The organism is Amaricoccus macauensis (genome assembly GCF_014201905.1).
Classification (GTDB): domain Bacteria; phylum Pseudomonadota; class Alphaproteobacteria; order Rhodobacterales; family Rhodobacteraceae; genus Amaricoccus; species Amaricoccus macauensis.
Genome location: NZ_JACHFM010000002.1, coordinates 528,002 through 549,814 on the forward strand (window position 1 = coordinate 528,002; position 21,813 = coordinate 549,814).

The 21,813-nt window shown below is 67.8% G+C and carries 24 protein-coding genes and 1 tRNA gene; 15 read left to right on the top strand and 10 right to left on the bottom strand.

Features of this window, described 5'->3' with window-relative positions; genetic code table 11:
• Window positions 1-57 precede the first annotated feature (57 nt).
• The 6 genes from HNP73_RS10060 to HNP73_RS10085 all read left to right on the top strand — a co-directional run bounded on the left by HNP73_RS10060 (window position 58) and on the right by HNP73_RS10085 (window position 4,252).
• On the top strand, window positions 58-306 hold the full coding sequence (locus tag HNP73_RS10060; RefSeq protein WP_184148520.1) for an accessory factor UbiK family protein: 249 nt from the start codon (window positions 58-60) through the stop codon (window positions 304-306).
• Between the two features lie 182 nt (window positions 307-488).
• Complete coding sequence (locus HNP73_RS10065; protein WP_184148521.1) at window positions 489-992, top strand: type III secretion system chaperone family protein; 504 nt, start codon at window positions 489-491, stop codon at window positions 990-992.
• 145 nt (window positions 993-1,137) lie between these two features.
• Window positions 1,138-2,439, top strand: coding sequence for an MFS transporter (locus HNP73_RS10070; protein ID WP_184148522.1), 1,302 nt, complete (start codon window positions 1,138-1,140; stop codon window positions 2,437-2,439).
• 72 nt (window positions 2,440-2,511) lie between these two features.
• Window positions 2,512-3,333: a pyrroline-5-carboxylate reductase gene (gene proC, locus HNP73_RS10075; RefSeq protein ID WP_184148523.1), complete on the top strand. Its 822-nt coding sequence runs from the start codon at window positions 2,512-2,514 to the stop codon at window positions 3,331-3,333.
• A 45-nt stretch (window positions 3,334-3,378) separates the two neighbouring features.
• Window positions 3,379-3,846 (top strand): phasin family protein, encoded by a 468-nt coding sequence (locus HNP73_RS10080; RefSeq protein WP_184148524.1) that lies wholly within the window; start codon window positions 3,379-3,381, stop codon window positions 3,844-3,846.
• 64 nt (window positions 3,847-3,910) lie between these two features.
• Window positions 3,911-4,252 carry a tRNA-binding protein gene (locus tag HNP73_RS10085; RefSeq protein WP_184148525.1) on the top strand — a complete coding sequence of 114 codons (342 nt, stop codon included), beginning with the start codon at window positions 3,911-3,913 and terminating at the stop codon, window positions 4,250-4,252.
• A gap of 9 nt (window positions 4,253-4,261) precedes the next feature.
• On the opposite strand, the gene HNP73_RS10090 is transcribed toward HNP73_RS10085, so the two are convergent.
• Window positions 4,262-5,302, bottom strand: coding sequence for an aldo/keto reductase (locus tag HNP73_RS10090; protein WP_184148526.1), 1,041 nt, complete (start codon window positions 5,300-5,302; stop codon window positions 4,262-4,264).
• A gap of 214 nt (window positions 5,303-5,516) precedes the next feature.
• Between HNP73_RS10090 and HNP73_RS10095 the strand changes: the two genes are divergently transcribed.
• Complete coding sequence (locus HNP73_RS10095; protein WP_184148527.1) at window positions 5,517-6,566, top strand: quinone oxidoreductase family protein; 1,050 nt, start codon at window positions 5,517-5,519, stop codon at window positions 6,564-6,566.
• Between the two features lie 114 nt (window positions 6,567-6,680).
• Here HNP73_RS10095 and iolB read toward each other — a convergent pair whose 3' ends face one another.
• The 4 genes from iolB to HNP73_RS10115 all read right to left on the bottom strand — a co-directional run bounded on the left by iolB (window position 6,681) and on the right by HNP73_RS10115 (window position 12,185).
• Window positions 6,681-7,487: a 5-deoxy-glucuronate isomerase gene (gene iolB, locus HNP73_RS10100; protein ID WP_184148528.1), complete on the bottom strand. Its 807-nt coding sequence runs from the start codon at window positions 7,485-7,487 to the stop codon at window positions 6,681-6,683.
• A gap of 13 nt (window positions 7,488-7,500) precedes the next feature.
• Window positions 7,501-9,330 carry a 3D-(3,5/4)-trihydroxycyclohexane-1,2-dione acylhydrolase (decyclizing) gene (gene iolD / locus HNP73_RS10105; RefSeq protein WP_184148529.1) on the bottom strand — a complete coding sequence of 610 codons (1,830 nt, stop codon included), beginning with the start codon at window positions 9,328-9,330 and terminating at the stop codon, window positions 7,501-7,503.
• Window positions 9,327-11,246: a bifunctional 5-dehydro-2-deoxygluconokinase/5-dehydro-2-deoxyphosphogluconate aldolase gene (locus HNP73_RS10110; RefSeq protein ID WP_184148530.1), complete on the bottom strand. Its 1,920-nt coding sequence runs from the start codon at window positions 11,244-11,246 to the stop codon at window positions 9,327-9,329. The genes iolD and HNP73_RS10110 overlap by 4 nt, the downstream gene beginning before the upstream one ends.
• 105 nt (window positions 11,247-11,351) lie before the next feature.
• Window positions 11,352-12,185, bottom strand: a complete 834-nt coding sequence (locus HNP73_RS10115; RefSeq protein WP_184148531.1) for a MurR/RpiR family transcriptional regulator — start codon at window positions 12,183-12,185, stop codon at window positions 11,352-11,354.
• A 134-nt stretch (window positions 12,186-12,319) separates the two neighbouring features.
• Between HNP73_RS10115 and HNP73_RS10120 the strand changes: the two genes are divergently transcribed.
• From HNP73_RS10120 to HNP73_RS10135, 4 genes are all read left to right on the top strand, one after another.
• Entirely contained in the window at window positions 12,320-13,027 is a 708-nt protein-coding gene (locus HNP73_RS10120) for a CDP-alcohol phosphatidyltransferase family protein (RefSeq protein ID WP_184148532.1), read from the top strand.
• A 59-nt stretch (window positions 13,028-13,086) separates the two neighbouring features.
• Window positions 13,087-14,103 (top strand): AraC family transcriptional regulator, encoded by a 1,017-nt coding sequence (locus HNP73_RS10125; protein WP_184148533.1) that lies wholly within the window; start codon window positions 13,087-13,089, stop codon window positions 14,101-14,103.
• Window positions 14,104-14,210: 107 nt separating this feature from the next.
• Window positions 14,211-14,810, top strand: coding sequence for a methylated-DNA--[protein]-cysteine S-methyltransferase (locus tag HNP73_RS10130; RefSeq protein WP_246399712.1), 600 nt, complete (start codon window positions 14,211-14,213; stop codon window positions 14,808-14,810).
• Window positions 14,807-15,547 carry a 2OG-Fe(II) oxygenase gene (locus tag HNP73_RS10135; RefSeq protein ID WP_184148535.1) on the top strand — a complete coding sequence of 247 codons (741 nt, stop codon included), beginning with the start codon at window positions 14,807-14,809 and terminating at the stop codon, window positions 15,545-15,547. The genes HNP73_RS10130 and HNP73_RS10135 overlap by 4 nt, the downstream gene beginning before the upstream one ends.
• A 13-nt stretch (window positions 15,548-15,560) precedes the next feature.
• Here HNP73_RS10135 and HNP73_RS10140 read toward each other — a convergent pair whose 3' ends face one another.
• The 5 genes from HNP73_RS10140 to HNP73_RS10160 form a co-directional block, all read right to left on the bottom strand.
• Complete coding sequence (locus HNP73_RS10140) at window positions 15,561-16,115, bottom strand: DUF488 domain-containing protein (protein ID WP_184148536.1); 555 nt, start codon at window positions 16,113-16,115, stop codon at window positions 15,561-15,563.
• Window positions 16,115-16,324 carry a hypervirulence associated TUDOR domain-containing protein gene (locus tag HNP73_RS10145; RefSeq protein ID WP_184148537.1) on the bottom strand — a complete coding sequence of 70 codons (210 nt, stop codon included), beginning with the start codon at window positions 16,322-16,324 and terminating at the stop codon, window positions 16,115-16,117. Before HNP73_RS10145 ends, HNP73_RS10140 begins: the two co-directional genes overlap by 1 nt.
• 26 nt (window positions 16,325-16,350) lie before the next feature.
• Window positions 16,351-16,581, bottom strand: coding sequence for a hexameric tyrosine-coordinated heme protein (locus HNP73_RS10150; RefSeq protein ID WP_184148538.1), 231 nt, complete (start codon window positions 16,579-16,581; stop codon window positions 16,351-16,353).
• Between the two features lie 335 nt (window positions 16,582-16,916).
• A complete protein-coding gene (locus HNP73_RS10155; protein WP_184148539.1) occupies window positions 16,917-17,069 on the bottom strand; it encodes a transposase in 153 nt (50 codons plus the stop codon).
• 253 nt (window positions 17,070-17,322) lie between these two features.
• Window positions 17,323-17,397 (bottom strand) — tRNA-Asn (locus HNP73_RS10160).
• 168 nt (window positions 17,398-17,565) lie between these two features.
• Between HNP73_RS10160 and HNP73_RS10165 the strand changes: the two genes are divergently transcribed.
• The 4 genes from HNP73_RS10165 (at window position 17,566) to glgX (ending at window position 21,809) form a co-directional block, all read left to right on the top strand.
• Window positions 17,566-18,267, top strand: coding sequence for a VWA domain-containing protein (locus tag HNP73_RS10165; RefSeq protein WP_184148540.1), 702 nt, complete (start codon window positions 17,566-17,568; stop codon window positions 18,265-18,267).
• Window positions 18,264-18,956, top strand: coding sequence for a J domain-containing protein (locus HNP73_RS10170; RefSeq protein WP_184148541.1), 693 nt, complete (start codon window positions 18,264-18,266; stop codon window positions 18,954-18,956). Before HNP73_RS10165 ends, HNP73_RS10170 begins: the two co-directional genes overlap by 4 nt.
• Complete coding sequence (locus tag HNP73_RS10175; RefSeq protein ID WP_184148542.1) at window positions 18,953-19,639, top strand: isochorismatase family protein; 687 nt, start codon at window positions 18,953-18,955, stop codon at window positions 19,637-19,639. The genes HNP73_RS10170 and HNP73_RS10175 overlap by 4 nt, the downstream gene beginning before the upstream one ends.
• A gap of 88 nt (window positions 19,640-19,727) precedes the next feature.
• Window positions 19,728-21,809, top strand: a complete 2,082-nt coding sequence (gene glgX, locus HNP73_RS10180; RefSeq protein WP_184148543.1) for a glycogen debranching protein GlgX — start codon at window positions 19,728-19,730, stop codon at window positions 21,807-21,809.
• Window positions 21,810-21,813 lie beyond the last annotated feature (4 nt).

The following is a 21,813-nucleotide window of genomic DNA, read 5'->3' on the forward strand; positions in this document are numbered from 1 at the left end:
GCAAGCGCCGGCTGCGGCGCCATATGCAGCGGGACTGGCAAGCCATGGAGCCGCCCGATGCAGACCCGGAACAAGATGTTCGACGACCTCTCGCACCTCTTCACCAACGCGATGGGTGTGGCGCAGGGAGCGAAGACCGAAGCCGAGACCGCCATGCGCGGCCTTGTGGATCGCTGGCTCGCCGAGCGCAATTTCGTGACACGCGAGGAGTTCGACGCGGTGCGTGCCATGGCGCAGAAGGCGCGCGAGGAAAACGAGGCGCTGAAGGCGCGGCTCGCGGCTCTTGAGGCCGCCGCGAAAGCTTGACTTTGCGTTAACGCTGTCACGATTCTTTTGTGCGGGCGCACATTGATTCCGCTTTACAGGTGCGCTCGGCACGCTACACCATATCTTGTAGGGAAGCCGAGAATCCGGCTGACCTGTTGTTAACCTCACGCCACTGCGCGGGGTGACACCCCCGCCGGTGGCCATAATGAGAGGCTGCGGGCATGGGCATTGTCGAGCGTGACTTCGACAACGAGGATCTTCATCCGATCGACATCGTCGAGACTATGGCCGAGGAGCGTTCCTGGGATTTCGACCGCGTGGCCGAGGACCAGATCGCCATGGCGATCGACGGATCCTGGCGCACGTATTCCGTGACTCTCGCCTGGTCGCAGCGCGAAGAGGCACTGCGCCTGATCTGCGCCTTCGAGATGGCGCCACCCGTGCGCCGGCTCTCGGCGATGCACACTGCCATGGGCCTCGCGAACGATGTCTGCTGGAGCGGTGCCTTCGTGCTTTGGCGCGAACAAAAGCTCATGGGCTACCGCTACAGCCTGAACCTCGCCGGCGGCGCTCACGCGACCGAGGCGCAGATTCAGGACATGGTCCGCACCGCCGTAAACGCCTGCGAACGCTTCTATCCGGCGTTCCAGCTTGTTGCCTGGGGCAATGAGAAACCCGAGCGGGCACTCACGATCGCCATGGCCGAAGCATACGGCAGAGCTTAGCTGAACGTGATCTATTGAATTCAGAGAATTCAACGACTTGCTTGTGCAGGGGCGGCGCGACTCTCAGTTGCTCCGTCCCTGTATTTCAGCGTAGTGTCCCCGGAAATGTCGCTCACGAAGAACGACGTTTCACGGGGGAACTAGAATGGTTGCAGCATCCGGCCGAGGTGTAGTCCTCGGCAATCCAGCACTCGTGGCGCCGCTCTGTTGGGCGGCGATCATCCTTGACGGCTTCGATCTCGTGGTTCTCGGCGCGCTCATTCCGACGCTGACCAACGACACGGCCGGTACGCCCTGGATGACCACTGGTCAGGCGACTTTCATCTCGATGATCGGCCTCGTCGGCATGACGCTCGGCGCGCTGGCGATCGGCACCGCCACCGACATCATCGGCCGCCGCAAGGCGCTGATCGGCGCGGTCGCGGCCTTCTCGGTCATGACCATGCTCTGCGGGTTCGCGCAAGGCCCGGTCAGCCTCGGCCTCTACCGCTTCCTCGCGGGCGTGGGCCTCGGAGGCTGCCTGCCGACGGCGATCGCTCTCGTCACCGAGTTCTCCGGCCGAAGCGCCGCGGGCAAGGCCAGCACGACGATGATGACCGGCTACCACGTCGGTGCCGTCGCCACGGCGCTCCTCGGGCTCGTCTTCCTCGACACCCTCGGCTGGCGCGCGATGTTCTTCGCCGGCGCGATCCCCGGCCTCCTGCTTCTGCCGGTCATGTGGCGCCATGTGCCCGAATCGCCGGCCTTCCTGCTCGCCAAGGGCCAGCCCGAGGCCGCCCGCCGGGTCGCCGACCACTACAACATCACGCTCGAAGCCCCGGTGATCGATCCGGCGGCGAAGGCCGAGGTGCCGATCCGCACGCTCCTGAGCCCGGGCTTCCTGCGCAACAGCCTCGCGATCTGGGTCACCTCGTTCTGCGGCCTGCTTCTGGTCTACGCCCTCAACACCTGGCTGCCGAAGCTCATGGTGCAGGCGGACTACGGCCTCGCCCAGGGCCTGTGGTTCCTCATGCTGCTGAATGCCGGCGCCGTGGTCGGACTGCTCGTCGCCGGGCGGGTCGGTGACCGCATCGGCCTCCGCCGCGGCAGCATCCTGTGGTTCCTCTGCGGGGCGATCTTCCTCGCGGCGCTCTCGGTGCGCATGCCGATCGCGGCGCTCTATGTGATGGTCTTCCTGACCGGCTGCTTCGTCTTCAGCGCGCAGGTGCTGGTCTATGCCTTCACCGCCGCCAGCCATCCGCCGCAGGTGCGCGCCACCGCGGTCGGCATGTCCGCGGGCGTCGGACGGGTCGGGGCGATCGTCGGCCCGCTGCTCGGCGGTCTCCTCGTCGGTCTCGGCCTCGGGCACCCGTGGGGCTTCTACATCTTCGCCATCGTGGGCTTCTGCGGCGCGGTCGCGCTCAGCATGGCGCGCGAGACCGCAACCTCGCGGGCCAGCCGGAGCTAGCCTGCCTGACGAAACGGCTTCACAACCGGCTGCGGTCCCCCTAGGGTCTCGGTCGTGTCCGCGGGGGATCGCATGGAATTCGATGAGGTTGCGCGGCGCGGGCTTGTCTTGCTCGGCTGCGGCAAGATGGGCGGCGCAATGCTCGACGGCTGGCTCGCGGGCGGCCTTCCGGCCAGTGCCGTGACTGTCCTCGACCCAAAGCCGTCTGCCGGCCTCGAGGCGCGCGTCTCCGCGGGTCTGAACCTCAATGGTGAGCTACCGGCCGATCCCGCCGTGGCGATCCTCGCGGTGAAGCCCCAGATGATGGGCGCCGCCCTCCCGCAGCTGGCCGCGCTTGGCGGCGGGGGGACCCTCTTCGTCTCGATCGCCGCCGGCACCACGCTCGCGACGCTCGGCGACGCGCTCGGGGCGGGGACGCCGATCGTGCGGGCGATGCCGAACACCCCGGCCGCGGTCGGCCGGGGGATCACGGCGCTGATCGGCAACGCCTCGGTGGATGCCGCCGGGCTCGATCTCGCCGAGAACCTGCTGTCGGCGGTCGGGCGCACCGTGCGCATCGACACCGAATCCGAGATTGACGCGATTACCGCGTTGTCGGGCTCGGGGCCGGCATATGTCTTCCTTCTGATCGAAGCGATGGCTGCGGCCGGCGTGGCTCAGGGCCTCGCTCCGGAATTGGCCCAGTCACTCGCGCGTGCTACGGTCATCGGCGCGGGGGCTCTCGCAGAGTCCGCCGCGGAGACGCCGGCCGCGCAGCTTCGAACGGATGTCACCAGTCCTGGCGGCACCACGGCCGCCGCGCTTCAGGTTCTGATGGCGGACGAAGGACTGGTGGATCTGATGTCTCGCGCCATTGCCGCAGCTGCTGCGCGCAGTCGCGAGCTCGCTGTCTGAAGGCCCGGCCGCCGGGGGCGGCCTATTCTAGTAAGGAGAGCCAACATGTTCGATCCCAAGACCTTCTCGTTCGACGTAGACAAGATGACCGAATTCTTCAAACAGAACGACTTCAGCAAGCAACTCGCGAACCTGAAGATCCCGGGCGTCGATACCGACGCAATGGTCGCCGCGCAGCAGAAGAACATGGACGCGCTGGTCGAGGCCAACAAGGCCGCCGCCGCCGGCTATCAGGACCTGTTCCGCAAGCAGGTCGCGATCTTCGAAGAGACGATGTCCGAGGCCCGCAAGCAGCTGAGTTCGTTCGACACCACGAAGCTAGACGCCGATGCGGCGAAGGCTCAGGGCGATCTCGCCCGCGCGGCCTTCGAAAAGGCGATCGGCAACATGCAGGCGCTGGCCGAGAGCGCCCAGAAGGCGAACTCCGACGCCTACGACATCGTCGCCGCGCGTATCCGCGAGAGCATGACCGAGCTCCGCGACATGGCCAACAAGGCCACGAAGCAGGGCTGATGCTCTTGCTCCGCCCCGCCCGGCACGCTCTAAAGGGCGGGCCGGATTGGGGCGGAGCGCACGAATGACCACCGAGATTTCTTTCGACGACTTCCTGCAGGTCGATATTCGCGTCGGCCGCATCGTCCGGGTCGAGCCGTTTCCCGAAGCCCGGAAACCGGCGTGGAAGCTCTGGATCGACTTCGGGCCGGGCCTCGGCGAGAAGAAGTCCTCCGCCCAGATCACCACCCACTACACCGCTGACGATCTCGTCGGCCGCCAGGTCCTCGCGGTCGTCAACTTCCCGCCACGCCAGATCGGCCCGTTCCGCTCCGAAGTGCTGACCCTCGGCCTCGCCGACGCCGAGGGCGCCATCGTCCTGATCAGCCCGGAACGCGATGTGCCGACCGGCGCCCGACTGCACTAGCTCCCTGTACTAGCCCCCCGACGGCTCGGCGGTGAAATCCGCCGGCCCGAAGCGGCCCCGCGCGGTCCAGTTCTGGTGCCAGTAGGGGTAGATCACTGGCGGCGCGCTCACCGCGTCGAGGCGGTCGCGCTCCTCCGATGTCAGGACCAGATCCACCGCCGCGAGGCTGTCGCGGAACTGCTCCTCGTTGCGTCCGCCCACCACCAGCGACGTGACGCCCGGCCGCCCGAGGAGCCAGGCGAGCGCCACCTGTGCCGCCGAGACGCCATGCGCGCCGCCGACCTCGCGCAGCGCCTCGACGATGCGCCAGAGCCGGGGCACGTCGCGGATCGGCGGCTCGCGCCAGCCCGCGACCTGCCGTGCCGAGGGCGTCTCGGGCCCGTACTTGCCCGACAGCAGCCCGCCGGCGAGCGGGCTCCAGACGAGGATGCCGACACCCTCGGCCACGGCGATCGGCACCAGTTCGTATTCCGCTTCACGGGCTTCCAGCGTGTAGTGGATCTGCTGCGTCACCAGCCGGGGCAGGGCGCGCGCCTCCGCCACCCCGAGCGCCTTCATCAGGTGCCAGGCGGAATAGTTCGACGCGCCCGCATAGCGGATCTTGCCCTGCGCGATCAGCGTATCGAGCGCGCCCAGCGTCTCGTCGAGCGGCGTCATGCCGTCCCACTCGTGGAGATAGAGGATGTCGATGACGTCGGTGCCGAGCCGCTTCAGGCTTGCCTCGACCTCGCGCAGGATGGCGTAGCGCGACAGGCCCTCGCCGTTCGGGCCGTCACCCATGCGAAAGCGCACCTTGGAGGCGACGAGCACGTCCTGCCGGCGCTTGCCGAGGGCGCGCCCGAGGAATTCCTCGGAATTGCCGCTCGAGTACACGTTGGCCGTGTCGAAGAGGTTCACGCCCGCGTCGAGGCAGAGTGAGACCTGCCGCTGCGCCTCTCGCAGGTCGGCGCCGCCCACCTTGGTGAAGCTCCCGGCCGCGCCGAAGGTCATCGTCCCCATGGTCAGGACCGAGACCCTGAGCCCCGAGCGCCCGAGATACCGATAGTCCATCCGACCCCTCCCTCTGCTTTTGCGCGAAGGTCAGCATTTCGCGCGTGCCGGTGCAAGCGCCGCCAGCCGCAGGGCGTGGCAAGCGGGGGCATCGCGGATTGACCGCTTGCGGAAGCCGCAAACCCGTCATACCGTACTGAGTACACTGTCCCGATAAAAGAATTATCTTGCGTCAGAGGACCATAGCGGGACTGCTGCAGGGAGTTGATGCGTGATGAAGACAGATGAGGCGGCCAGTGTTGCGGCGTCGAGCGCGCCGGGTGGCGCGCAGACCATGCGGGCGATGCTTCTGGGACAGGCGACCGCCGACGCCCCGGGCAGTCTCGAACTCGTCGAGCGGCCGGTACCCGTCCCCGGCGCGGGAGAGGTGCTCGCGCAGGTCGGCTATGCCGGATGCAACTTCGCCGACACGATGATGTGGCGCGGCACCTATCCGCACCCGAAGGGCTACCCGCTGGTCGCCGGGCTGGAATTCGCCGGACGCGTCGCCGCGATCGGCGCAGGGGTGAAGGGCATCGCCGTCGGCGACCGGATCGCGGCCTTCGTCGAGGAGGCCGGGGTCTTCGCCGATTACTGCATCGTGCCGGTGGAACGGGTGATCCCGATCCCGGATAGCGTGCCCCTCACCACCGCCGCCTCGCTCCCGACGCAGGCGCTCACCGCATGGCACATGCTCCACACGGTCGCCACCGTCCGCCCGGGCGACAAGGTCCTGATCCACGCCATCGGCGGCGGCGTCGGGCTCTGCCTGACCCAGCTTGCCGTGGCGGCGGGTGCGACGGTCTTCGGCACCATCGGCACTGCCGGCAAGGAATCCCGCGCCCTCGCGGTCGGCGCGACGGCCGTCGTGAACCGCAGCGAGCGGGATTTCGTCGAGGCGATCGCCACGGCGGCGGGCGGCCATGTGGACAAGATCTACGACTCGACCGGTGCGACGATCCTCGACCGCAGTTTCGAGCTCATCCGCCCCCTCGGCCACATCGTGAGCTTCGGCGAGGCGGAGGGCCGACCGTTTCCAAACCTCTGGGAACGGCTGGTGCGCAAGTCCCTGACCTTCACCCGCTTCCATCTCGGCCATATCGACTTCCATTCGGAGGCCTGGACGCGTGGCGTCGCGGAAGTGCTTGGAAGCATTCGGAAGGGTGAACTCGACATCCACGTCGAGCAGGTCTTTCCGCTCGAAGACACCCAGGCGATGTTCGAGCGCCTCGAATCCCGTCAGGTCTCGGGGAAGCTGCTCCTGTCGATCAACCCCGGCGTCTGAGACTCGGGCCTCTGCGTCAACCGGAGCTGACTTCCGGCGAGTGGTCAGGGGTATTACCAATGTTGATCGATGGCTTGTCCATGGTGCGCAACCCGCGCGCCATGGCTCCGCCGACTACAGATCCCGCTGATAGATCCAGTCGAAGTCAGGATGGTTCGCGAACCGCCACTTCCGGAGCGGCCCGGCCATGACGTTCAGGTAGTAGAGATCGAAGCCATAGGGCGCGGCACAGGGGTGGTGCCCCTTCGGCACCAGCACCACGTCATGATCAGCAACCGAGATCGTCTCGTCGAGCGACAAGTCGTCGGTGAAGACCCGCTGAAAGGCAAAACCCGCCGCCGGTTTCAGCCGGTGATAGTAAGTCTCCTCAAGGTAGGTCATCGCCGGGAAATCGTCCTCGTCGTGCCGGTGCGGCGGATAGGACGACCAGTTGCCCTGCGGCGTGAACACCTCCGTCACGAGCAGAGAGTCCGCGACGTCGCGTTCCTCCATGGCGATCGCATTCACATGCCGCGTGTTCGCCCCCTTGCCGCGCGTGGAGGTGGTGATGCCGAGAGGCCCGATCACCTGCGCCGCCCGTCCGGGCTTCCCCGGCGCCGTGCAGACCGCCAGCGTACAGGCCGTCGTCGCCGTCGCGGTCCAGTCCGAGCCGGCAGGCACATAGACCGCCGCCGGTGGCGTCGCCTCGAAGACATCCATCCGCTCGCCGAGCTCGCCGAAATCCGCGCCCGCCGCTCCAACCCGCGCCTTGCCCTCGACAAGGACGAGGATCACCTCGGTCTCACCGGTGACTTCGGCCGCCGTCTCACCCGCCGCGAGCCGGTAGAGGCCGAAGCCCACATAGCCCCATCCGGCAGATGCCGGCGTGACGTCATGAACCTTCCCCGTGGTGCCGGTCGGCCGGCGCAGGAGTTTCGACATGGGCTCTCTCCCCTCAGTCCGCCACACGCTGCAGGTCGCGGGCCGTCTCATAGCGCGCCCGCGCCGCCCGGACCTCCTCGCGGTCCGAGACCTCGGGCACCGCCACGTCCCACCAGGCACCGCCGGCATCGGTTGTGGGCATGGGGTCGGTGTCAATCACCACCACATAGCTCTTGTCGCTCTCCCGCGCCCGCCCCAGCGCGGCCTCGAGTTCGGCGATCGAGCCCACCTTCTCCGATCCCGCCCCCATCGCGGCGGCATGCGCCGCGAAGTCGATGGAGGACGGCACCACATGCCGCGCCGTGTCGATCAGGTTGTTGAACGACGCGCCCCCGCAGGCGATCTGCAGCCGGTTGATGCAACCGTACCCGCGATTGTCGAGCAGCACGACGATGATCTTCTGCCCGAGCATCACGCTCGTCGCGAGCTCGGAGTTCAGCATCATGTAGCTGCCATCGCCGACCATCACGACGACCTCGCGGTCGGGATGCGCCATCTTCACCCCAAGACCGCCGGCGATCTCGTAACCCATGGTCGAGAACCCGTATTCGAGGTGATAGCCGTTCGCCCGCGCCGCCTTCCAGAGCTTGTGCAGCTCGCCGGGCAGACCGCCTGCCGCACACACCACGATGGCATCCTCCGCCACGCCGCGCTGGACCGCGCCGATCACCTGCATGTCGGTCGGCTTCGCGTTGCCGGTCGGCGCTGCCGTCACCTCATCGACCGCCTCGATCCAGCCGGGCTTCAGGCCCGCGTCGATGTCGGGCGCGCGATGGCCGCCAAGAAGCGCGGTCAGTTCCTCGAGCGCCAGACGGGCGTCCGCGACCACCGGCAGGGCATTGTGCTTGTGGGTGTCGTAGGGCGCGACGTTGATCGAGACGATCCGCCGGTCCTCGTTCCGGAACAACGCCCACGAGCCGGTGGTGAAGTCCTGAAGGCGCGTGCCGAGCCCGATCACCACATCCGCCGCCTCGGCGACCGCGTTCGTCGCCGACGATCCGGTGACGCCGACCGAGCCGAGATTGAGCGGATGGTCCCACGGCATCGCCGACTTGCCCGCCTGCGTCTCGCCCACGGGAATGTTGTGCTTCTCCGCGAAGCTCGTGAGCGCCGCCGCGGCCTCGGCGTAGTGCACGCCGCCGCCCGCGATGATCAGCGGCCGCTTCGCCCCCCGGATCGCGTCAGCCGCCACCTTGATCTCGCGCAGCCCCGGACGCGGCCGGCGCCGGTGCCATTCCTTCGGCGCGAAGAACGCGGCCGGGTAGTCGCAGGCCTCGGCCTGCACATCCTGACAGAAGGCGAGTGTCACCGGGCCGCAGTCGGCCGGGTCGGTCATGGTGGCGAAGGCGCGGGGCAGGGCGGTCAGGAGCTGCTCCGGCCGCATGATCCGGTCGAAATACCGGCTGAGCGGCCGGAAGGCGTCGTTGACCGAGACCGTGCCGTCGCCGAAGTCCTCGAGCTGCTGCAGCACCGGGTCAGGCGCCCGGTTCGCGAAGACATCCCCCGGCACGAAGAGCACCGGCAGGCGGTTCACGTGGGCAAGCGCGCAGGAGGTGACGAGGTTGAGCGCTCCCGGGCCGATCGAGGTCGTGACCATCATCGCCCGCTTGCGGTTCAGGGCCTTGGCATAGGCGATGGCGGCGTTCGCCATGCCCTGCTCGTTGTGGGCGCGCCAGGTCGGGAAGGCGTCGCCCGCCGCATGGAGCGCCTCGCCCATGCCCGCGACGTTGCCATGGCCGAAGATCGCCCAGGCACCGGCGAGAAACGGAACGCCGTCCTCGTTGAGCTGTGCGGCGCAGTAGCGGACGAGGGCCTGTGCGGCGGTGAGGCGGATCGTCTTCATGCGGCGGCTCCCTTCAGTGCCCGCGCCTCGTCCCAGAGACGGCACAGGCGTTTGTACTTTTCCGCCATGTCGGCGACGGCGGCTTCGTCGGTCAACGCGCCCGAGAGCCAGCCGCGCGCCGCGTCGGCAAAGATCGTGCGGCCGACAGCGAACCCCTTCACGAGATCATGCGCTGCCGCGGCCGCGAAGCTCGCGCCGAGCTCTTCGATCGGGGCTTCGAGGCCGAGCACGACGACGCCGCGGGTGTTGGGATCGTTGCGGGTGATCGCGGCACAGGCGTTCGCCCAGGCCGCGTCGGTCTTCATCGGCTCGAGCTTCCACCAGTCGGGATAGACCCCGAGGTCGTAGAATCGCTGAATGATTTCGGCAGAGGTCGTGTCGGTCACCGGCGCGACCTTGGAGGGGATGACTTCGAGCAGGAATTCGAGCCGGTTGGCGCGGGCCGCATGGAAGAGCCGGATGACCGTCGCCTCCTGATCCGCCTTCATCGCGGCGCTGTCTCCGGGGTGGTAGAAGCAGAGGACCTTCACCACATGCTCGACCGGCCATTCCGAGAGCGCCGAGCCATAGTCGGGCTCGATCTCGTCCTCGAGGCGCAGCGGGCGGCTTCCGGGCAGCTCCACCGGGCGGCCGATCCAGAGGCCGGTGCCGGCGGCTGCATAGAGCGCGTCGCGCCCGAGACGCCCGTCGCAGAGCAGGCCATAGCCCTCACGTCCGTTGGCGACCCGCTGCGCGGCGTCGAGGCAGAGCTTCTTGAACGCGCCGATGTGCGGATGGCTGACGCCGAACTCGTCCGCCACCGACTCGAGCTGCATCCGGTGGTCGAAGGCGAAGACCCGCATCACCGGCCACTCCTTCAGCCGGTTCGTCGCCCAGTGCACCTGCTCAAGCTCGGCGTCCTTGCGGAGCGCGGGATCGCGAATGCCGCGCTCGAAGAAGAATTCGAGTTCCTCCCACGACGGATAGGCGGGCGTGCAGCCGTGGCGCGACACGGCGAAGGCGCCGCAGGCGTTGGCGTATTTCAGCGCGGTCGGCCAGTCCTGATCGGTGAGCCAACCCTTCAGCAGCCCCGACATGAAGCCGTCACCGGCGCCGAGCACGTTGAAGACCTCGATCGGAAAGCCCGGGCCGGTCTCGCCCTCGTCGAGGGTGTCGGGTACCGCGCCGGTGAATGCGACCGCGCCCTTCGCACCGCGCTTGCAGACCAGCGTGGCGTCAGAGACGGCGCGGACCGCGCGCAGGGCGGTCACGGTGTCGGTGGAGCCACCGGCGATGTGGAACTCCTCCTCGGTGCCGACGATGAGATCGAAGAGGTGCAGCGTCGATTGAAGCTTCGCGGTCACCGGGGCGCTCTCGATGAAGCGCTCTTCCCCGGCCTCGTGGCCCGCGAGGCCCCAGAGGTTCGGGCGATAGTCGATGTCGAGCGCGGTGCGCGCGCCGTTCTCGCGTGCGAGCCGCAGGGCCTTCAGGACGGCCGCCTCCGTGCGCGGATGGCTGAGATGGGTGCCCGTCGCCACCACCGCCCGGGTGTCGGCGATGAGGGCCGGGTCGATGTCGTCCTCACAGAGCGCCATGTCGGCGCAGTTCTCGCGGTAGAAGATCAGCGGGAAGCGTTCCTGGTCGCGGATGCCGAGGAGCACCAGCGCGGTCAGCCGCTCGGGATCGGTGAGCACGCCGCGCACATCCACGCCCTCGGCTGCCAGCGTCTCGCGGATGAAGCGGCCCATGTGCTCGTCGCCGACCCTTGTGATCAGCCCGGACTTCAGCCCGAGGCGCGCGGTGCCGGCGGCGATGTTGGTGGGGGAGCCGCCGATGTACTTGTGGAACGAAGCCATGTCCTCGAGCCGGCCGCCCACCTGCGCGCCGTAGAGGTCGACGGACGACCGACCGATCGTGATGACGTCGAGTGCGGGCATGGCTTCCGTCTCCCCTGCGGAGCGCAAACGAATCGTTTGCGCTGATTGAGGGTAAAAATAGAATATATATTCTGTTTGGGGAACAGGGAAATCGAGTGGCGGGTCTCAGCTCGCGTCGTCCTCCCTGCGGGCACCGACCGCGACGACGAGGCCAAGCGCCAGCGCGAAGGTTGCCGAGAGCGCCCGGAACGCGCCCACGTCCACCTCCGAGACGAGAAGCGGCACGACCCCGAGGCGTTGCAGCGGGCTCGACAAACTGTCGGTGAGCGCGACGACCTCATGGCCGCCGGCCCGGGCGGCCTCGGCGAAGGTCACGGTCTCGGCGCTGTAGGGCGCGAAGGTGATCGCGAGGACGGCATCTCCCGGGCGGAGCGCATGGCGGGTCGGGAGCTGACCGACCGCCGTGTGCAGCACACAAGGAATCCCCATCTTTTCAAGCGCATAGGCGAGGTAGCTCGCAACCGGGAACGCTCGCCGGTAGCCGACGAGATGGATGAGTGGACTGGCCGCGAGGAGATCGACCGCGCGTTCCAGCATGGCGATGTCGACCGTGCTCGTCAGGTTCTCGAGCGATGTGCGTCCGGCCTCGACGAACTCGGCGAGCAGCACCGCGGGCCCGTCCTCACCGGTCCGCCGCAGGTTCTGCAGCCGCGTGGCGTAGTCCGGCCATTTCCGGGAATACTCCTCGCGGAACAGCCGCTGCATCTGGCTGAAACCGGAGAATCCAAGCTCCTGACAGAAGCGCATGACCGCCGAAGGCTGCACCTCGGCTGCCTGCGCCAGCTCCGCGACGGTGGAAACCGCCACCCGGTCAGGATTGGCGGTCACGTAGTCGGCACACTGTCGCAGCCGCTTCGGCAGAGCGTCGCCACGTGCGGCAATCTCGCGATAGAGCGCGTCCAGTGTGTCCGGAGCGCCGGACGTCAATGCATCGTCCATCTTCCACCTGTGCTGCCTTCATGGAATATGTATTCCAAAGGTCGCGGTGGACCAAAGCCGAAAATGCCGGCCGCAGGTCCTTCGCGCGTTCCGGGGTTCCCCGATCGCCGCTTTCGCCTTAATGCAGGAAGGCCATGAAGACCAAGCCCGCAGCCTTCCTCGTCCACCTGTTGACCGGTTCCGGTGCCGCGCTGGCGCTGCTGGCGCTCATTGCCGCCACGCGAGGCGCCTGGCCCGTGATGTTCGGGTGGCTCGTCGTCGCGCTGATCGTCGATGGCATCGACGGGCCGCTCGCCCGGAAGGTCGATATCAAGCGCAATGCGTCGAACTGGGACGGGGTGATCCTCGACCTCGTCGTGGACTATCTGACCTATGTCTTCATCCCGGCCTATGCGCTCATCTACACCGGCCTCCTGCCGTGGCATCTCGGGCTGGTGGCGGCGCTCTTCATCGCGCTGACCGGCGCGATGTACTTCGCCGACGTGCGCATGAAGGCCGACGACAACTGCTTCGTCGGATTTCCCGCGGTCTGGCAGATGCCGCTTCTGGTGTTTCTCACCTTCAATCCGCCGGTCTGGGTCACCGCCGGCTCGATCCTCGCCATGGGCATCGCGCAGTTCACCTGGCTGAAATTCGTTCATCCGGTGCGAACCGTGCGCTGGCGGCCGTTCACGCTGGCGGTGTGCGTGCTTTGGGTGGTCTTCGGCGGCTGGTCGGTCTGGAATCACTTCGAGCCACCGATGGCAGTGAAGATCGGGCTGCTCGCAACCTCCTTCTGGCTGCTCTTCGCCGGTATCCTGATGCAGGTTATGCCAACGCGTCAGATGCCGGGCGCCCGCTAGGGGCCGGGCCCTTGCGTCGCGTGGCCGGTCAGCCGGGCCGCACGCGAGAGGGCCACCCGATGCCGAGATCAGTGGCGCGCGCCCAGACGCCGGTTGCCTTCGTGGCCGCCATCGTCCGGGGCTATGCGCGTCGCGGGCGTGATCCGTCGGTGGCGTTGCGCGCGGCGGGGCTCGTGTCGGCGCAGCACCTCGATCCTGACGCACGCATTCCGCTCGAGGCCTTCGAGACGCTCTCCGCCCATGCCATGCGCGAGCTTGATGACGAGGCGCTTGGCTGGTTCTCGCGGCGCCTGCCCTGGGGCAGCTACGGGATGCTGCTGCGTGCGTCGCTGACCTCGCCCACGCTCGGCGTGGCGCTCGGACGCTGGACACGCCACCACGGGCTCCTGACCGACGACGTAAGCATCAGTCTCCGGGTCGAGGGCGGCACCTCCGTTGTCCGGGTAGAGGAACGGGCGGAGCTCGGCGACCTGCGGGAATTCTGCCTGATGAGCCTGCTGCGGAACCTGCATGGCATCGCCTGCTGGCTCGCCGATTCGCGGATCGCGATCACGGACACGCGCTTCCCGGTTCCGGCGCCGACCTACGCCGAGGTCTGCGGGCGGATGTTCGGCGGTGCGATCGCGTTCGACGCGACCGCGGCGGAGCTGCGGTTTGACGCGGGCTACCTCGGCTTGCCGGTCGTGCGGGACGATGCGGCCCTCCGGCGCGTGCTGCAACGGCCGATCCCGCTCATGGCCCGGCAGTATCGCCAGGACCGGCAACTCTCGCAGCGCATCGCCGGGTTCATCGCCGCGAACCTCGGCCAGCCGCGGGACGCGGAGGAGGTGGCCCGCCATTTCGGCATCTCGCTCCGCAGCCTGCAGCGGTACCTGCAGGCGGAGGGCACCTCCGTTCTCGATCTTGCCTTGCGGGCGCGGCGCGTTCGCGCGGAAGAGCTGCTGCGCAGCAGCGACCTGCCTCTGAAACGCGTGGCAAGCCTCTCCGGCTATCGCGACGAGTCGAGCTTCTGCCGGGCCTTCCGCCGCTGGACCGGCAAGACCCCGGCCGACTTCCGCCGGGCGGCGCAAGGGTAGGGACCCCCGACCGGCGTGCTCAATGCGCAAGGATCGGAGTGCGACGGGCCCGGTTCGGAGGCAAGCTCTGACCAGAAGACAAGTCAGAGACATCAGGGATGACAATGATGATCATCACACAACCGCACCCCGGTACGCCGACCCGTTCCGGCGTGTCCGGTGCCAGTGCCACCGAGGAAATCAGGTTCGCGCTCGGCCAGTCCTGCCTCGGCGCGATCCTTGTGGCATCGAGCACGCGGGGCGTCGTGGCGATCCTGCTCGGAGACGACCCGCATGATCTCGCGCGCGATCTTCAGGATCGCTTCCCGAGGGCGCGGCTGATCGGGATGGGCCATGAGATGCGCGGTGAGATGGCCCGTGAAATAGGTCGTGAGGCCCGCGCCCTGATCGCGCGGGTTTGCGACTTCATCGAGAGCCCGCGCACCAGGCTCGACCTGCCGCTCGATGTTCGCGGCACGGCGTTCCAGCGGCGCGTCTGGCAATCCGTTCAGGAAATCCCGGTCGGCGAGCGCGTGTCATATTCGGAGCTCGCCCGCCGAATCGGCTCGCCACGTGCCACGCGCGCCGTCGCCGGGGCGTGCGCCGCCAACCCGGTGGCATTGGCTATCCCCTGCCATCGTGTCGTCCGCAACGACGGCGACCTGGCCGGCTATCGCTGGGGTGTCGGGCGCAAGCGCGAACTGCTGCGCAGGGAGGCCCGCGCATGAACCGGCTGGTGGTTGACGCCAATGCCCCGGTTTCCGCGGAGGCGCGGGTTGCCGCCTTCGACTGGACAGCACTCGCCGGGGATCTCGACAGCTACGGGTGCGCCGTCCTGTCCGGGCTCCTCACGCCGGAGGAATGCCGGGGCGTCGTCGCGCTCTATCCGGACGAGAACCATTTCCGAAGCCACGTCATCATGGCGCGTCACGGCTTCGGGAAGGGCGAGTACCGCTACTTCAGGTACCCGCTGCCCGATCTGATCGGCGGCATCCGCACGGCGCTCTATCCGCGCCTCGCGGGCGTCGCCAACGCATGGAGCGAGCGGATGGGGATGGAGCAGCGGTTCCCCGACGACCACGCCGCATTCCTGCGGCGGTGCCACGATGCCGGCCAGACGCGGCCGACGCCGCTGCTGTTGCAGTACGTCGCCGGCGACTTCAATTGTCTGCATCAGGATCTCTACGGCGATCTGTGGTTCCCGATCCAGGTCGCGATCCTTCTCTCCGAACCGGATCGCGATTTCACCGGCGGGGAGTTCGCCCTGACCGAACAGCGACCGCGGATGCAGAGCCGGGTCGAGGTCGTCCCGCTCCGGCAGGGGGATGCGGTCGCGTTCGCGGTCAACAGTCGCCCGGTCCGGGGAACGAAGGGCACCTACCGGGTGAACCTGCGCCACGGGGTCAGCCGCGTGCGTTCCGGGATGCGCCACACGCTTGGGGTCATCTTCCACGACGCCCGGTGAATGGCAGGAAGCGTTACTGCTCCCCGCCGACGGTCGGGGGTGCAGGATAGATGACGCGTCCCAGCGGATCCTTCTCCACGCCCGGCGTCGGCGAGGCGTGTTCGAGATGCCCCGGCCCGAGCAGGTGATCGACGGCGTGGCCGTTCAGCAGCAGATGGTCGGCGATGATGCGGCGGTGGCAACGCCACCAGACGGCTTCCGAGCACATGAGGGCGAGCCGGTGGTCACGGCCGAGTTCGACCAGTTCACGAAACCCGGCCGCGAACGCGTCGCCGAGCGCATAGTCGGCGTAGTTGTGGAAGCTCTGAACCCGCCACAGCGCATTGAGGCTCTCGTCGACGCTCCGCTGCCTCGGCCTCCTGCCGCCGAGGGCCGGGATGTGCCGGTAGCCGATCTGCACGCGCGCCAGTTCCTGCGGCAGACGGTCGATGTTGAAGTCGGGATTGCTGCGCGAGCGGGGAAAGGCGCGCACGTCGATCACCATCCCGATCCGGGCCGCGCGCAGCATGTCGATGAAGTCATCAAGGCTCCGACTGGAATGGCCGATGGTGACGATCCGTGCGGCCATCAGTCGATCTTCGTCAGGACGCCTTCCTTGTGGGCGGCGATGTGGTCGGTCTTGTCACTCTTGATCTCGTATTGCGGATCGTCCTTCGAGGCCCGATGCGTGTGACCCTTGTAGTCGAAATCCGCATGGTGAACCCGGATGATCCGGCCAGTGACGCGACCGGCCTCCGAGTTCCAGCTCACATGATCGCCAACCGCAAATCTGTCCATGACCGCCTCGCTTCGCGACCGACCGGTCAGTCGCGCCAATAGTTGTTGGCCGCGGCCACCGTCTGGAAATGGATGGCGATGACCTGCGACGAGGCGATCAGTTGCGCCGCATCCTGCTCGTAAGCGGCACGCACCCTGTCCCGCACCTCCGCCGAGGGCTGCGTCAGCTTCACACCGACGCGAGCCAGCTTCGTCGCGAGCTCGAACCCCTCCTGCGCCGTTGCCGTCCTGAGCGACGGAAGCCAGCTATCAGCCATTTCTCATTCCCTCCATGCAGTATTGTGAGGCCGGGCTGCCGGGCTTACCGGTCACCTGATCCCCGGGAACTGTGATATGTTGCTCTCTTCGCTAAAGACCACCCGGAGGTGCCTTTTATTCCCACTCAACAGAGCGGCATCAATATCCCGCCGCCAAGGCCATGGCGAGCACGAGAGCGGCGTGGTCATGTGTCAGAGAGACCTCTGCGAACCTGGTAGAGGGGCGATCGACAGTTGCCGGGTGGTTTTTCGGGGGAGATAGCGGGTCGATGTCCCGAAGGCGCGGGACACTGGAAGGCCGTCCCCGGGTTGGGGGCGGCGAGCCCCGGCCCGTGTCATCGGGTGAGGACGTCGAGCCTGCGCAGGTTGAGAGCGAGGCAGAGCAGGTCGAGATCGGCGGCGTTGCGAACGAGGCCGCGATATCGGACCCGAACCCGGCCGTAGCTGCGCTTCAGCGTGGCGAAGAGACCATGCGAAGGCGCAGGCAAGCGCCCGCGCCTTCGTCGACGAGACGTCGGTCAGGCATTCCTTTCGGTCGCGCTCCGACGCCAAGGAGAGCGCTGCTTTGAATTCGAGCCCTTCGGCCTCCCGTGCGCGGTCCGCCAGCAACGTGTGCAGCGTCAGTGCATCAGCTTTCCCTCCGTGCCCGAAAAGCATGGAGGTAGCCTCCTTAGGCATTTGCGAGTGGCTACTCGGCTCCTAAGAGCCTCACCAATTCACCCGCTATGTATATGATTTAGTTGGCTCCGGCGGTAGGGATCGAACCTACGACCAATTGATTAACAGTCAACTGCTCTACCGCTGAGCTACGCCGGAATGCCGCCCCCTTGAGGGTGGAGCAGCCTATAGCAAGGCCGACTCCGGGCGTCCAGCGGGAATTGCCGGGAGTTTCATGTTGCGCGCAAGTCGATGGCCAAGCGGACGGCGTGCCTTGCATTGTGCGGGGATGTCGCCAGATCATGCGTGGAGAATGAAGGCATCACGATGAATACGCGACGCGATGTGCCGGCCGCTCCCGCCCGGCAGCAGGGCTCGGCAGTCGAGGCGTTTCTCGCCGAGGCGCGGGCGATCGGCCGGCCCGGTGCCGGGGCGCGGGGGCGGCTCGTCTTCGCACTCGATGCAACGCTCAGCCGGCAGCCGACCTGGGACATCGCCTGCGACCTGCAGGCGGCGATGTTCGATGCGGTCGGGGAGGGCGGGCTCGCGGTGCAGCTTGTCTATTACCGCGGCGTGGGCGAGGCGCGCGCATCCGGCTGGGTGGAGCGCGCCCAGCAGCTGAAGCGGCTGATGACCCGGATCGACTGCCGCGGCGGGCGGACGCAGATCGGCCGGGTGCTCGAACACGCGGAAAGCGCCGGGCAGAGGGCGCCGGTGGCCGCGCTGGTCTTCATCGGCGATGCCATGGAGGAGAACCCGGACCTGCTCGCGGATGCGGCCGCGCGTCTCGCCCTGCGCGGGACGCGGGCGTTCCTGTTTCAGGAGGGTGCCGACAAGGCAGCGGCGCGGACGTTCAGCGAGATCGCCCGGCTGACCCGCGGGGCGCATCTGCCGTTCGACGAGGGGTCGGCCGCCGGGCTCGCCGATCTGCTCGGATCAATAGCCGCGTTCGCGGGCGGCGGTTTCGCCGCGCTCGAGGCGCGCGGCACGCCGGGGGCGCGGCGGCTTCTCGCGGACCTTGGGCCATGACTGCCCCGATCTGGGCCAGTCTCGCGCTCCTCGCCTTCGGGGCAATCGCCATCCTCTTCCAGACCCAGCCGCGCGAGCGTGCGTTTGCGATCCTCGTCTTCGTTCTCGCGGCCGTCTTCGCGGCGCTGCGGCTGGTACCCCTCGCGGTGGCCGCGGTGCTGGGTGGGCTCTGGCTCTGGCGCGGCATGCCGACGGGGCGAGCCTCGACAAGCCGGCCATTGCCCGGTTGGGCCAGTCGGCCGGCCCCCGAGCACGCCGAGGTGCGGAGCGCGGGGCTCCGCATGACGCTTGATCGCGTGAGCGGCGAGATGGACGGCGAGGTGTTGCAGGGGCCTGACGTCGGGCGGCGCCTCAGCGATCTCGGCCCGGATGCGATCCGCGCGCTCGCAGCGGCATTCGAGGCGGCGGGCGATGAGGAAAGCCTCGCGCTGCTTCTCGCCTGGCTGGACCGTGCCGGCCGGCGGGGCGAGGCCGCGCCGGGTGGGGCGGCTTCGGGCGCGCCGATGACCGAGGCGGAGGCCTACGGCGTGCTCGGCCTCACGCCCGGGGCAAGCCTCGACGAGGTGCGCGCGGCCTACCGCCGGCTGATGCGGCGGGTGCATCCCGACCTCGGCGGCTCGGATGCGCTCGCGGCGATGCTGAACGCCGCGAAGGACGTGCTCGACCCGGGCGAGGGGGGCGGAGCGTGAGCTGGAAGCACCGGCACCGGTCGTTCTATACCGAGGCCTGGCCCGAGCCGGAGGATCCCGAGCTCGACCCGAGGCGCACGGCTCTGCTCGTGGTCGACGTGCAGAACGTCTATCTGGATTTCCCCGACCCCGCCACGCTGGAAGCGGACGAACTTGTCGGATACCGCGCCTGGGCACCGTTTCATGTGCGGATGCGCGACGTGGTGGTGCCGAACGTCGCGCGGCTGCTCGCCCGGTTCCGCGGGGCCGACCTCGAAGTCGCTTACGTCAGGGTGGGAAGCTGGCGCGAGGACGGGTGCGACCGGCCGCGCGCCCGCCGTGCCGGAGGAAACGCACCGCTCCTCGCCACCGAGCCAGCGGCGCAGATCCCGGACTTGGTGGCGCCATTGCCGGGCGAGTTCGTGGCCACCAAGACCGGCGACAGCGCGCTGGCCGGAACCGGCCTCTGTCTTGCGCTCAGGACCCTCGGCATCACGGACGTGGTGGTGGCAGGGGTTTTGACCGACCAGTGCATCTCCTCCACGGTGCGTGGGCTTGCGGACGAAAACTTCCGGATCATCCTGGTCGAGGATGCCTGTGCTGCCGGGACCGACGAGATCCACGCGTCCGAGCTTGCGACGCTCAACCTCGTCTACTGCCGTGTGATGGAGACTGAAGAGCTTCTGCCGTTCCTGCCATCCTGACGAGCGAGCGTCCGCCGCCGACTTGTGTTGGAACCATGTGGACCGTGGCGGCTTAACCCCGAGGAATTCCTGAAAAACGAGGTTCACCATGGCGTCCGCGACCCGCGTCTCGGCCGGCTTGCCATTCCCCCTCGGCGCGAGCTGGGACGGTTCGGGCGTCAACGTCGCGGTCTTCTCGGCGAACGCCACGAAGATCGAACTCTGTCTGTTCGATGCCGAGGGCAAGCGCGAGACCGACCGGATTGCGCTGCCCGAGTTCACCCACGAAGTCTGGCACGGCTATTTCCCCGACCTCCGGCCCGGTCAGCTCTACGGACTGCGCGCGCACGGACCCTACGAGCCGGACGCGGGGCATCGGTTCAACCCGAACAAGCTGCTGCTCGATCCTTATGCCCCCGCCCTTTCCGGCGAAGTACGCTGGCACGACTCGCTCTACGGCTATCGAATCGGGCACCGCAATCAGGACCTCTCCTTTGACCGGCGCGACAGCGCGCGGGCGATGCCGAAGGCCCGGGTGATCGACCAGGCCCACACATGGGGACCGGAGCGGCCGCGCAACCGGGCATGGTCGGATACGGTGATCTACGAGGCGCACGTCAAGGGCATGACCATGAGCCATCCGGGCATCCATCCGCCGCTTGCCGGGACCTTCGAGGGACTGGGCTCGCCCGCGGTGGTCGAGCACCTCTCGAAGCTTGGCGTGACCGCGATCGAGTTGATGCCGATCCAGGCGTTCTTCGACGACCGCCATCTGGTCGAGCAGGGGCTCGCGAACTACTGGGGCTACAACTCCATCGGCTTCTTCGCGCCAGCACCGCGCTATCTGATGCCGGGCGGCGACATCGCCGAGTTCAAGACCATGGTGCAGCGGCTGCACGAGGCCGACATCGAGGTGATCCTCGACGTGGTCTACAACCACACCGCCGAAGGCAACCAGCTCGGGCCGACGTTGTCGTTTCGCGGGCTCGACAACGCGAGCTACTACGTGCTCGGCGACGAACCGCGTTACTACTTCGACACCACCGGCTGCGGCAACAACGTGAACCTGCGCCACCCGCGGGTGGTGCAGATGGTGATGGATTCGCTCCGCTACTGGGTGGAGGAGTGCCACGTCGACGGCTTTCGCTTCGATCTCGCGGTGACGCTCACCCGCGACCGGCAGAACGTCGATTTCAACTCGCCCTTTCTCGACGCGGTGACGCAGGACCCGGTGCTGGCCCGGGTGAAGATGATCTCCGAGAGCTGGGATCTGGGCGACCACGGCTACCAGGTGGGAGCGTTCCCGCCCGGCTGGGCCGAGTGGAACGGCCGCTTTCGCGACGATATCCGCGCCTACGTGAAGGGCGATCAGGGGACGGTCGACAGCTTCGCGCGCAACGTGCTCGGCTCGGGCGACATCTTCGACCGGCGCGGGCGGCGGCCGTGGGCCAGCATCAACTTCGTCACCGCCCACGACGGCTTCACACTCGCGGATCTCTACGCCTACAACGAGAAGCACAACGAGGCGAACGGCGAGGACAATCGCGACGGGCACGACGACAACCGCTCGTGGAACTGCGGCGTCGAGGGGCCGACCGAAGATGAAGGCGTGCTCGATCTGCGCGACCGGATGCGCCGCTTCGCCATGGCGACGATGCTCGTGAGCCAGGGCGTGCCGATGATCCTGATGGGTGACGAGAACGGCCGCACGCAGGATGGCAACAACAACGCCTACTGCCAGGACAACCAGCTCGCGTGGATGGACTGGAGCCCGGCCGGGCGGGAGGAAGCGTTTCGCGGCTTCGTCGCCGGCGCCCTCGCGCTTCGGCGCGAACTCCCGCTCCTCACCTCACCGCAGTGGCTCCGGGGCGATCCGGTCAGCGAAGGCGGCCTGCCCGGCGTGCGCTGGCTCCGCACCGATGCCGAGCCGATGACCGAGGCGGAATGGACCGACGGAAACGTGCTGGCGATTGCGATGGTGTTGGCGGATGCCCGGGGCAACGGTTTGCTCCTGCTCTCGAACGGCGCCCATGAGGATGTGCCCTTCGTCCTGCCCGATGCGGGTGAGGGGCGGCGCTGGCGTCTTCGGCTCGACAGCGCCACCGGGGCAATCGATTCCGACGCCGAGCCGCAGGCTGCGGGTGCCGAGGTCGTGCTGGGTGGTCGCAGCCTGCAGATCTTCTCAGTCTGACGGC